11 protein-coding genes are annotated in these 11,923 nt (G+C 65.6%); 1 reads left to right on the plus strand and 10 read right to left on the minus strand.

Features of this window, described 5'->3' with window-relative positions; all coding sequences use genetic code 11:
* The 8 genes from FFS27_RS19165 to mexP form a co-directional block, all read right to left on the minus strand.
* The coding region (locus FFS27_RS19165; RefSeq protein WP_137952151.1) for an HOASN domain-containing protein at positions 1–680 on the minus strand (680 nt) is incomplete at its 3' end.
* Between the two features lie 32 nt (positions 681–712).
* Entirely contained in the window at positions 713–1,705 is a 993-nt protein-coding gene (locus tag FFS27_RS19170) for an HOASN domain-containing protein (RefSeq protein WP_217963458.1), read from the minus strand.
* The gene (locus FFS27_RS33645; RefSeq protein WP_172036657.1) at positions 1,641–1,844 is read right to left on the minus strand and encodes a hypothetical protein; all 204 of its coding nucleotides are present in this window, start codon (positions 1,842–1,844) and stop codon (positions 1,641–1,643) included. Before FFS27_RS33645 ends, FFS27_RS19170 begins: the two co-directional genes overlap by 65 nt.
* A 306-nt stretch (positions 1,845–2,150) precedes the next feature.
* Positions 2,151–2,345 (minus strand): heavy-metal-associated domain-containing protein, encoded by a 195-nt coding sequence (locus FFS27_RS19175; protein ID WP_021265135.1) that lies wholly within the window; start codon positions 2,343–2,345, stop codon positions 2,151–2,153.
* A 119-nt stretch (positions 2,346–2,464) separates the two neighbouring features.
* Positions 2,465–2,731 carry a hypothetical protein gene (locus tag FFS27_RS19180; RefSeq protein ID WP_124142526.1) on the minus strand — a complete coding sequence of 89 codons (267 nt, stop codon included), beginning with the start codon at positions 2,729–2,731 and terminating at the stop codon, positions 2,465–2,467.
* Between the two features lie 184 nt (positions 2,732–2,915).
* Positions 2,916–4,391, minus strand: coding sequence for a multidrug efflux transporter outer membrane subunit OpmE (gene opmE / locus FFS27_RS19185; protein WP_003110005.1), 1,476 nt, complete (start codon positions 4,389–4,391; stop codon positions 2,916–2,918).
* Complete coding sequence (gene mexQ, locus FFS27_RS19190; protein WP_003110006.1) at positions 4,388–7,549, minus strand: multidrug efflux RND transporter permease subunit MexQ; 3,162 nt, start codon at positions 7,547–7,549, stop codon at positions 4,388–4,390. Before mexQ ends, opmE begins: the two co-directional genes overlap by 4 nt.
* Entirely contained in the window at positions 7,546–8,703 is a 1,158-nt protein-coding gene (gene mexP / locus FFS27_RS19195) for a multidrug efflux RND transporter periplasmic adaptor subunit MexP (protein ID WP_003117521.1), read from the minus strand. Before mexP ends, mexQ begins: the two co-directional genes overlap by 4 nt.
* A gap of 375 nt (positions 8,704–9,078) precedes the next feature.
* Between mexP and gloA the strand changes: the two genes are divergently transcribed.
* Positions 9,079–9,465: a lactoylglutathione lyase gene (gene gloA, locus FFS27_RS19200; RefSeq protein WP_003110007.1), complete on the plus strand. Its 387-nt coding sequence runs from the start codon at positions 9,079–9,081 to the stop codon at positions 9,463–9,465.
* 91 nt (positions 9,466–9,556) lie between these two features.
* On the opposite strand, the gene FFS27_RS19205 is transcribed toward gloA, so the two are convergent.
* The gene (locus FFS27_RS19205; protein ID WP_003092065.1) at positions 9,557–10,774 is read right to left on the minus strand and encodes an argininosuccinate synthase; all 1,218 of its coding nucleotides are present in this window, start codon (positions 10,772–10,774) and stop codon (positions 9,557–9,559) included.
* Between the two features lie 117 nt (positions 10,775–10,891).
* A complete protein-coding gene (gene motY / locus FFS27_RS19210; RefSeq protein WP_021265136.1) occupies positions 10,892–11,857 on the minus strand; it encodes a flagellar protein MotY in 966 nt (321 codons plus the stop codon).
* Positions 11,858–11,923: the final 66 nt, after the last annotated feature.

Below are 11,923 nucleotides of genomic sequence, written 5' to 3' on the forward strand. Positions count from 1 at the left end.
GCACGGGCGCGATTGTTCAGGTAGGCGATTTCCTCGGGCATCGTCGAGACGGCCTGGAAGTCAGCCTCCAGGCCGATGGCCTCGAGCAGCTTGGCCAGCAGGCGCGGATGCGAACCCTTTTCGTCTTCCTCGCCCAACTCGCCATAGAGGTAGCGCGCAAGCGCCGCGGCCTCGTCCACATCGGTCAGGTTGACCAACAGGTCGGCCGCATCGCGGTACAGGCGGAAGGTGCGGAACCACTGGTGACGGAGGAACACCTGGAGCTGCGCGCGGGAGGCCGAGCCGGAGAACACGTACTGCGACATCGGGTGCCGCTCGCGGGACTGCGCGGCGATTTCCTGTTCGAGACGCTTCTGGAAATCCTCCTCGGACAGCGCCCTGGAAAGATCGGCGGCGGGCATGAAACGCTCTTCGACGCGATAGATCGCCCGGGCCAGCCAACGCCGGGTCTGGGCGGTCGCCACGTCGTCGCTCAACGAAAGGACGTAGAGCAACTGCTGGTACGCGGCATAGGCCTGGCGGTCGCCCTTGAGCCCTGCCTCGGCCAGCGCGGCCAGCTTGCTCGCGGCGCTATCGATCTGGCGGGAAGTAGCGTGGACGGCCAGCGCATCGGCAACGATGCGTGCTTCATCGATGGGCAGGTTCTGCAACTGCGGCAGGGAAAAATTGCGGGTATTCATCCTGTACTCCTTGTTCTTGTTCTGGATAGGCATCAGGCCATGGCCAGGGAATTCGCCTGCATCTGCTCCCAGAGCAGGTCGAAGTAGGCCCGGTTGATTTCGAAGTGGCACGCCAGCGACTGCATGAACTTGCGCTGGAAGTCTTCGCTCGGCGCGAACTTGGCGATCAGCGCCCACATCTCCTCGGTATCGATCTCGTCCTGGGTGCCGTGCAGGCGATGGAACTCGCTGGGTTGCTCGGGCACGCCCAGGCGCTGCAGGAGTTCGTAGATGCGCCGGTGGTTGACGCAGCTCACCGACTCGACCGCGTACAGGAGCGCAAGGCCCCAGGCGACATCGGTGTGCCGCACGCAACGGATACGGTTGTTGAGGTAGGCCTTCTCCAGCGGATGCAGCGCCGGGAAATCGATGCGCAGCGGAATGTCGAAGTAGGTCATCAGGTGGGACAGCAACGCGGGGTGCGAGCGCTCCGGCGTCTCCGCCCCGGCCTCGCCGTAGAGGTTGCGGTAGAACACCGAGGCGTCCTCGATGTTTTCGAAGCGGAAGGCCAGCTCCGCCAGGAGGCTGTAGAAGTTGTAGGAACGGACCCAATGGTGTTCCAGGAAGAAGCGCACGTCCTCGACCGGCGGCGTGCCCTGGAACAGGTGGACCGACATGGGATGGCGCACCCGGCTGCGCGCCTCGATCTCGGCGTCGACCTTCTTGCGGAACTCCTCCACCGGGACGGCGCTGAAACCGGCCGGCTCGGGAGCGAAACGATCCTCGACCAGGTAGACCTGGCTCGCCATCCAGCGGCGGGTCGGCTCCGTATGCGGATCGCTGCCTACGTGCAGTTCCAGGAGCAACGCCTGGTACTGCGCGTAAGCCGAAGCATCACCGCCCAGGCCTTTGGCCGTGACCGCGAGAATCGCCTCGAGCGCGAGCGTGATCTGGTCCAGGGAGGCACCCGGTTTCAAGGCTTCAGCCAGGAGAACCGATGCATTTCGGGCAGGTTCCGACATTGTCCGCTGGGGGCGGATATTCATATCGGAGGAAGAATTGCAGCATTGCTGTAACGGATTTGAAGTCATTTGGATCACCCTTGTTTTTGTTGTTGTGCGGGGCGACCGTAAAGCTTGCCACGGTGGCAAGGTCAAGCAATGCAGCGGCCTTGTCGGCGGACAACGGAGTTCGCCGAAAGGTGCTCTTCGATAACACTGGATGCGCTGCGAAAAACCCCGAGCTAAAGGCCTGCGAATCCATCGGAGAATAACTTTTAGGGTTTCCTGTCAGCGCCTCTTGCCGTTCACATAACTGTCACCTCGCGGCCGACTGAAATATTGATTTACAAATTCCAAAGAGTTCTTTCCACAATAGCCAAGCGCCATTGATGGCATATGGAACGCGGACTTCAATGAAAATCATTTTCCTATTGCCGGCACTGGGCGAAACGCTACTATCCGACCCTACGCCTGCGTCATGCCCATGCACTCAACGGCCCTCCGGATAACCGGCCTCGCTCAACGCCTCGAGGAATGCGTGCTTGTCCAGAGTGCTCTCGACCCTGGCCTCGCCCCGAGGAGGATCGGTCTCTACGCGCGCCTGGGGATCGACGCCGTGGAGGATACGGGTGACAGTCTTGGCACAACCGCCGCAGGTCATGTTCGGAATATGGAAAGAAAACATCGCAACCTCCTGGTTTGTTGACTCCTGCGAACCATGAGTCCTGCCATCGTGACAAGGTCAACTCATAAATCTCTCAGGTAAACCAAACTTTCAAAAATTCATATGAATAGTTCCAGAGGTTATTCCGCAAAATTAAAACAACGAGCAAAGCCAAGTTCGAACATATAGAACAACTCCGCCCGACAACCGAGATACCGCGTCAGCCAGCTCCACTCACCATTGAAGAACCTCTCGACGATATTCTCCGTGCGGCGCGAGCGCAGAGGCACAGGAGTGACTTCATCCAATAAGAAACGGCGGGCAGCCGGAACGTACCTGAAGAACAGTGAGAAAGTAATACTTCCCCACTCTTCTGAACATTGAATTCCCGAGCAGATACTTTCCATCTGCCCTCTTCACTCATCCATCTGAATGAACTACCGAAAAAGAGTTCGGAACCGACTTATCGATAAGGCGGACAGGGACGAGTGATCCGCGCCAGGCAATCCGTACTCCCGGGGTTCGCCAAATAACCGGAGGACGCGCCGCACGGCCCTCGACCCAGGCAGTCGAGCGAAGGCCGGCGGCTGATCAGGAGCGACTGTCGCGCTGCCGTGCCACGCCTGGAGAGGTATCGTCGGTAGCCACGCCACAGCGCCGCGCCCCCGCGCAGGCCTCCCAGCCACCCCCCAGCGCCTTGTAGATACCCACGACGGCAAGGCGCTGCTCGGTGCGCGCGATGCTCAATGCGCGCCGGCTGAGGTAGTCCGAGCGTTCCGCCTCGAGCACGTCCAGGTACTCGCCGTCCCCCTGGACGAAGCGTTCCCGGGCCAGGCGCGCCGCCTCGCGATTGGCCGTCGCCTCGAGCAGGCGCAGGCGGAGCCTGTCAGCGGCAGCGCCATAGCCGTTGAAGGCATCATCGGTCTCCTGCAGGGCGCGCAGTACCGTCCGGTCGTAGAGGATCAATGCCTCCTGCGCACGGGCTTCGCTGGCGGCGATCCGCGCCCGCACGCGACCGCGGTCGAGTAACGCCCAGCGAATCACCGGGTTCAGGACGTTGAAGGACGTACCACTCTCGTCCAAAGCATCGAGATTGCCGGCGACCAGGCCGATCGAGCCGCGTACCTCGACCTGCGGATACAGCCCCGCGGTCTCGACGCCGATACGTGCGGTCGCGGCCGCCAGGTTGCGTTCGGCCGCGGCGATGTCGGCGCGACGCGCCAGCAGACCCGCCGGGTCGCCGACCCCGAGGGTGCGGAGCGTCAGCCTTTCCCCGGAGGCGCGGGCGACCGGCGGGCTGAAGGCCTGCGGGGCTTCCGCGAGGAGAACGGCCAGCGCATTGCGGGTGGCGGCGCGGCGCCGTTCGAGGTCGGGCACGGCCGCCTCGACGTTGTGCAATAACGCTTCGGCGCGCAACCGGTCGAACTCGTGGGCGGAGCCGGCGCTGACCAGGCGCTCGACCATCTCCAGGCTGTCGCGCTGGTTGCCGGCGATGTCATGGACCACCGCAAGTTCGGCCTCGATGCCCTGTAGCTGGAACCAGGTCATGGCAACCGTAGCCGCGACGCTCGCCTGCACGTTGCGCAGCAGGGCCTCGCGCGAACCCGCCTGCGCCTCGGCGGCCTCCACCGAGCGCCGCACCCGGCCGAACAGGTCGATTTCCCAGGAAGCATCCAGCGCGCCGCGATAGGTCTCGATGTCGCGCTGCTGGCCGGCCGGTGTTTCCACCTCGCCGCGCCGCCGGGCCTGGTAATCGAACGCCGGCCCGCCGCGCGGCAGGAACTCCTCGCGGTTCTCGCGCAGCAGCGCCTTCGCTTCGTCCAGGCGCGCGTTGGCAAGGGCGATGTCGAGGTTCGCCGCGAGCGCCCGCTGGATCAGAGACTCCAGGGCTGGCTCGTCGAACCCGCGCCACCACTCGATCTCCACGCCACTGCCATCGATACCCGCCGGCATCGCGCCGAAGCTGGCCGGTGCGGACGCGCTCGGCGGCGCATAGTCGGGCCCCACCGCGGCACAGCCGCCCAGCAGGATCAGCGCGCTCAACGAAGACCGCAGGTATGGCTTCATGGACGGCCTCCCTCCAGATGCGCCAGGCTGCCGCCGGCGCGTCGCTCCAGGCGCGCCGCCAGTGCCCGTACCAGTACGTAGAACACTGGCGTGAGGAACAGGCCGAACAGCGTCACCCCGAGCATCCCGGCGAATACCGCGACGCCCATGGCCTGGCGCATTTCCGCTCCGGCGCCGCTGGCCATGACCAACGGCACCACGCCGGCGATGAACGCCAGCGAGGTCATCAGGATCGGCCGCAGGCGCAGGCGGCAAGCCTCGACCACCGCCTCCAGCGCACGGGCGCCCTCGGCCTCCAGCGTGCGGGCGAACTCGACGATCAGGATCGCGTTCTTCGCCGCCAGGCCGACCAGCACCACCAGCCCGATCTGAACGAACACGTTGTTGTCGCCGCCCACCAGCCACACCCCGGCGATCGCGCTGAGCAGGCACATCGGCACGATCAGCAGGACCGCCAGCGGCAACAGCCAGCTGTTGTACTGCGCGGCGAGGATCAGGTAGGCCAGCAGCACGCACAGCGGGAAGATGAACAGCGCGCTGTTACCGGCCAGCTTCTGCTGGTAGGTCAGGTCGGTCCATTCGAAGGTCATGCCCTCGGGCAGCACTTCGCCGGCCAGGCGCTCCATCAACGCCACCGCCTGTCCCGAACTGACGCCGGGAAGCGCGCCGCCGCTGATATCGGCCGACGGATAGCCGTTGTAGTGGATCACCCGGTCGGGACCGGAGCTGGGCGTCACGGTGACGAACGAGGACAGCGGCAACATCGCCCCGGCGGCATTGCGTACCTGCAGGCGCCCGATGGCTTCGGCCTGCATGCGGTGCGGCGCATCGGCCTGGGCAGTGACCTTGTAGGTGCGCCCGAAGCGGTTGAAGTCGTTGATGTACAGCGAGCCGAGGTAGACCTGCAATGCCTCGAACACATCGGCCAGGCGAACGCCCTGGCTCTTCACCTTGGTGCGGTCGACCACCACCTCGAGCTGCGGGGCATTGATATCGAAGCTGGTCATCAAGCCCCCGAGCTGGCCGGACTCAGTGGCCTTCATCATCAGCACCTGGGTCTGCCTGGCCAGGGCTTCCAGCCCGGCGCCACCGCGATCCTCGACCTGCATCTTGAAGCCGCCGATGGTTCCCAGCCCCGGTACCGGCGGCGGTGGGAAGACCCCGAGGAAGCCGTCGGGAATGCTGGCGAACCTGGCTTGCAGGCGCCCGGCGATGGCCAGCGCGCCGAGATCGGCGGAGGTGCGCGATTCGAACGGGTCGAGCATGAAGAACATGACCGCGGCGTTCGGCACGTTGACGAAGCCGTTCACCGACAGGCCCGGGAAGGCCACGACGCTCTCCACCCCCGGCTCGTCGAGGCCGATCCGGGACATCTGCCTGACCACCGCATCGGTACGCTCCAGCGACGCTCCGTTCGGCAACTGGGCGATGCCGACCAGATAGTACTTGTCCTGCATCGGCACGAAGCCCGGTGGCACCGCCTGGAAACCGACCCAGGTCAGGCCAAGCAGGCCCCCATACACCACCAGGGCCAGGCCGCTCACCCGCACCACCTTGCGCACCGCGTTGCCGTAGGCCTCGGGGGCATTTCGCAACGGTCGGCCGAGGACCTGGAGCAGTCGCTGGAAGCGCCCCGCCACCGCATCTCCGGCCGGCCGCGGACGCAACAGCAGGCCCGCCAGGGCCGGGCTGAGGGTCAGCGAGTTGAGCGCCGACAGGATGGTGGAGATGGCGATGGTCAGGGCGAACTGACGATAGAACTCGCCCTGCAGGCCACTGAGAAAGGCCGTGGGGATGAACACTGCCGCCAGCACCGAGGTGATCGCCATGATCGGTCCGGTGACCTCGTCCATCGCACGCCGCGCGGCCTGGAGCGGCGGCTCGCCGTTCTCGATGTGGCGCTCGACGTTTTCCACCACCACGATGGCGTCATCGACGACGATGCCGATCGACAGCACCAGGCCGAACAGCGACAGGGTATTCAGCGAGAAACCCATCAGATGCATGATGGCGAAGGTGCCGACCAGCGAGACCGGCACTGCCATCAGCGGAATCAGCGAAGCACGCCAGCTACGCAGGAACAGCACCACCACCACCACGACCAGCAGGATCGCCTCCAGCAGGGTGGTGGCCACGGTCTGCAACGAAGCGCGGACGAACACCGTCGGGTCGTAGGCGATGCGCGCGCTGAGGCCGGCCGGGAAGTTGCCTTCGAGCCTCGCCACGGTGGCACGCACCGCTTCGGCGGTATCCAGCGCGTTGGCTCCGGGGCTCTGGATGATCTGCAAGGCCACCGCCGGCTCGCCGTCCAGCAGGCTGCGCAGCGCATAGGCATCGCCGCCCATCTCGATCCGCGCGACGTCGCGCAGGCGCGTCACCTGGCCGTCGGCGCCGGTGCGGACGATGATGTCGCCGAACTGCTCTTCGTCGCTCAGGCGCCCGAGGGTATTCACCGTGACCTGGAAGGCCGCGGTGGAGTCCGGCGCCTGGCCGACGGCGCCGGCCGCCACCTGGACGTTCTGTTCGCGTACCGCGGCGATCACCTCGCCCGCCGTCAGCCCGCGCGCGGCGATCAGGTCGGGGTCGAGCCACAGGCGCATGCTGTACTCGCCGGCGCCCCACACCACCACATCGCTGATCCCCGGCAGGCGCAGCAGTTCGTCGCGCACCTGGAGGTAGGCGTAGTTCGAGATGTACAGCGGGTCGTAGCGTTGCTCCGGCGACAGCAGGTGCACCACCATGAGGATGTCCGGCGAGGTCTTCTGGGTGACCACGCCCTGCCGCTGCACCTCGTCGGGCAGGCGCGAGAGCACCCGCGAGACCCGGTTCTGCACCTGGATCTGGGCCATGTCGGGATCGATGTGCTGGTCGAAGGTGATGGTCAGGATCATTCGCCCGTCGGTGGCCGACTGCGAGGACATGTACAGCATCCCCTCGACCCCGGTGATCGCCTGCTCCAGCGGCGTCGCCACCGTCTGCGCGATCACGTCGGGGTTGGCGCCGGGATAGGCGGTGGTCACCTGCACGGTCGGCGGCGTCACCGCCGGGTATTCGCTCAGCGGCAACTGGAAGAACGAAACGATGCCTCCGATCATCATCAGCACCGAAAGAACGATGGCGAAGATCGGCCTATCGATGAAGAAGCGTGGGAATGTCATTGTGCGGCCCCCACGGTCTTCGACAGGTCGACGGGCGTGCCATCGATTTCCGCAAGGAGCGGCGTGATCTGCATGTCCGGCCGCACCAGGCCCTTGACGACGATGCGCTCGCCCGGCTGCAGGCCTTGGCGGACGACCCGCAGGCCGTCGACCATCGGCCCGAGTTCCACCGGCCGGTACTGGGTCTTGTTGCCTTCGTCGACGACCAGCACATAGCGCCGGCCCTGGTCGGTGCCGATGGAATGGTCGGCGACCAGCACCTGCTCGCGAGGCTTGCCGGTCTCCAGCCTGACCTTGGCGAACAGCCCCGGCGTCAGTTGCCCGTCCGGGTTGTCGACCACCGCCCGAACCCGGACCGTGCCGGTCCCGCGGTCGGCGGCATTGGCGAGGAAATCGAGGCGACTGCTTCGTCCATAGGACTCGTCGGTGAGCAACGCCACCTTGACCCTGGGGGCCTGCTCGCCTTCCCTGCCGCGGGTCGGCGCCAGGGCCTGCAGGTAGGTGCGCTCGTCGACATCGAAGTACACGTACAGCGGATCGACCGAAACGATGCTGGTCAGCGCGGTGACGCCATTGGTGACGTAGTTGCCCTCGGTGACCTGGATATGCCCGACACGCCCGCCGATCGGTGCCGTCACCCGCGTGAAGCCGAGATCCAGTTGCGCCGCGTCGAGGGCGGCCCTGGCCGCATCGACCTGGGCCTTGCTGGCATTGCGCGAGGCGATGGCGCTGTCGAGCCGCTCCCGGGCGACGACCTTCCGCGCATACAGCAGCTCGGCTCGCTCGTGTTCGGTGCGCGCCAGCAACGCCGCGGCCTCGGCCTCGCGCAGGCGCGCCCTGGCGGCATCCTGCGCCGCCTTGAACACGCGCGGGTCGATGAGGAACAGTTGCTGGCCCTTCTCTACCAGGCGGCCTTCCGGCACCGTAACGTCCTGGATGTAGCCGGCGACGCGCGGCCGTAGTTCTACCTGCTCGACAGCGGTCAGCGAGCCGGTGAACTCGGCGTAGGGTGTCACCGGGCGAACCACCACCTCGGCGACGGGAACGCTTGGCGGGGCGCTCGCCGCCCCGGGCGGCGCCGATTCCCCGCAGCCAGCGATAAGGGCCGCGACGCCTAGCGTCGCGGTGATGCGGATGAAGTGTCTGAGATTCATTGTTATGCCTTCCTGGTCTGAGCCTGCATGGCCTGGCTGGACGAAACCGCTTCCGTGGCCGGTTATCGACCTTGACACCTTGGTAAGGTCAACCCCCCTTTTTCCGTCCTCATGGCGAAGGCGCAGCGAGCTTTCGGCAGCTCACCGGAGGCGGGACGCCTGGCACGCTCGGAGACGCAGCGGGCAGCCCGGGAGGGTGGCGGAGGCAGGCCGACCGGCTATCGACGGCCGGCCCAGGGAAGAGGCGAAACGCCCCGTAGGAAGGGAAGTCCGGCAAAGGGCCGGTCGCCGGGACGGGGACGATCCCGATCTCGCAGCCGGTTGCCGGCCGCATGGTAAAATCCGCCTTTGACCGTGAAGCTCGAGGCACTGAAAATGCGCATTCTCCATACCATGATCCGGGTCGGAAACATCGATCGCTCAATCGATTTCTATACCCGGGTGCTAGGCATGACCCTGCTCAGGAAGAACGACTATCCCGACGGCCAGTTCACCCTCGCCTTCGTCGGCTATGGCAACGAGGCGGATTCCGCCGTGATCGAGCTTACCCACAACTGGGGCGTGGATGCCTACGAGATCGGCACCGGCTACGGCCATATCGCCATCGAGGTCGACGACGCCTACCAGGCCTGCGACGACATCCGCAACAACGGCGGCCAGGTCACCCGCGAAGCCGGGCCGATGAAGCACGGTACCACCGTGATCGCCTTCGTGACCGACCCGGACGGCTACAAGATCGAACTGATCCAGAAGTCTTCCTGAACGGCCCCGGCTATCGCTTTCAGCAATCCGCAACGAAGAACCCCGGCTCATGGCCGGGGTTCTTCGTTCCATCGCAGGCAGCGCGCGTCGGTCAGGACAGCGTGCGGCCCTTGTTCGCGGCGATGCGCATGCGCAGCGCGTTGAGCTTGATGAAGCCCGCGGCATCGGCCTGGTTGTAGGCGCCGCCGTCTTCCTCGAAGGTCGCGATGTTGGCGTCGAACAGCGAGTCGTCGGACTTGCGGCCCACCACCACGACGTTGCCCTTGTACAGCTTCAGGCGCACTACGCCGTTCACGTTGACCTGCGAGGCGTCGATCATCTGCTGCAGCATCAGGCGCTCCGGGCTCCACCAGTAGCCGGTGTAGATCAGGCTGGCGTACTTGGGCATCAGCTCGTCTTTCAGGTGGGCCACTTCGCGGTCCAGGGTGATCGACTCGATGGCGCGGTGGGCCTTGAGCATGATGGTGCCGCCGGGGGTCTCGTAGCAGCCACGGGACTTCATGCCGACATAGCGGTTCTCGACGATGTCGAGGCGGCCGATGCCGTTGATCCCGCCGACGCGGTTCAGCTCGGTGAGCACCTCGGCCGGGGTCATGTCCTTGCCGTCGATGGCGACGATGTCGCCCTTGCGGTAGGTCAGCTCGATGTAGGTCGGGGTGTCCGGCGCGTTTTCCGGGGAAGCGGTCCACTTCCACATGTCTTCTTCGTGCTCGGTCCAGGTATCTTCCAGCACGCCGCCTTCGTAGGAGATATGCAGGAGGTTGGCGTCCATCGAGTACGGCGACTTCTTCTTGCCGTGGCGCTCGATCGGGATGCCGTGCTTCTCGGCATAGTCCATCAGCTTCTCGCGGGACAGCAGGTCCCACTCGCGCCAGGGCGCGATCACCTTGACGCCGGGCTTCAGCGCGTAGGCGCCCAGCTCGAAGCGGACCTGATCGTTGCCCTTGCCGGTGGCGCCGTGGGAGATGGCGTCGGCGCCGGTCTCGTTGGCGATCTCGATCAGGCGCTTGGCGATCAGCGGACGAGCGATGGAAGTGCCCAGCAGGTACTCGCCTTCGTAGACGGTGTTGGCGCGGAACATCGGGTAGACGAAGTCGCGGACGAATTCTTCGCGCAGGTCGTCGATGTAGATTTCCTTGACGCCCATCGCGCGGGCCTTGGCGCGAGCCGGTTCGACTTCCTCGCCCTGGCCGAGGTCGGCGGTGAAGGTCACCACTTCGCAGTTATAGGTATCTTGCAACCACTTCAGAATTACCGAGGTATCCAGGCCGCCGGAATACGCCAGGACTACCTTCTTCACATCCGCCATGCCATCACTCCACGGGGGTCGTCACGAAAAGCGACAATTCTACGCAGGGCATTCGGGAAATTACAGAGGGGCGACAGCTTTAGACGCAAAAGCGACAGATTCTATCGTTTGCGCGACTCAAACCGTGGGTTTTCCCTGAAGCGAGGCGGCCGGAGGCTTCGGTGCGGCAGGTTCTGCCGCGGGCGGCGCCGGCTTGTCCTCGGCCTTCGGCGCTTCCGTCGCCGGCTCGACCACCGCCTCGCGCGACAGGTGCACGGTGACCCGGCGGTTGCGCGCACGGTTGGCGGCGCTGTTGTTGGCCACCAGCGGGTAGCGCTCGCCGTAGAAGCGCACGTTGATCTGGCTTTCCGGCACCCCGTTGCTCTTCAGGTACTCCTGCACCGCCAGCGCGCGGCGGCGTGACAGGTCGCGGTTGGTCAGGCGGTTGCCGCTGTTGTCGGAGTGCCCGTCGAGTTCGATCCGGTTGATGCTCGGATCGGCCTTGAGCAGTTGCAGGATGATGTCCAGCTTGGCTCGCGCCACGTCGTTCAGCGCCGTGCCGCCGTCGGGGAAGCCGACCTGGGCCAGCTTGACCTGCTCGAAGTTCACCGGCAGCAGCTTGGCGATGCAGGCCTGGTACTGGCTGTAGACGCTGGCGAAGCGCGCCGGCAGCAGGCGCACCTCCAGGCGATCGCCCTGCCAGGTGCGATGGCGGACCAGCGGGCTGCGCCCCTCGAGCAGGCCGGTGAGCAACCGACCGGCCTGTTGCTGGTTGCTGTTGAACGGCACCTCGCCGCTACCGATGCTGACCTGGCCAAGGTTGATGTCGCCCTGTCCCGGTCGCCAGGGCGGCGCGGCAGCCAGCAGGGTCGCCGACCCGCGCCCCAGCCACTGGGCCTCGGGCTTCAGGCGGAAGGTCGCCTGCTCGCCGGCACGCCGGACGAACTCGCCGACCCCGAAATTCGCCACCGGCTGCGACAGGCGGCATTCGAACTGGTCGCCTTCGACCTTCCACTCGACGCTCTCCAGCCGCGTCTGGAAGGTCACCGCCAGTGCCGGCAGGCTGCTGAGCAGGAAAGGCAATAGAAGAAGGCGCGGCTGCACGACGGCGGGCTCCGGGAAAGCGTCCAAATACGAAGGATGTATCGGACGGCCCGGACAAAACTTGAT

This window comes from Pseudomonas sp. 2VD, assembly GCF_005503585.1.
Lineage (GTDB): Bacteria > Pseudomonadota > Gammaproteobacteria > Pseudomonadales > Pseudomonadaceae > Pseudomonas > Pseudomonas aeruginosa.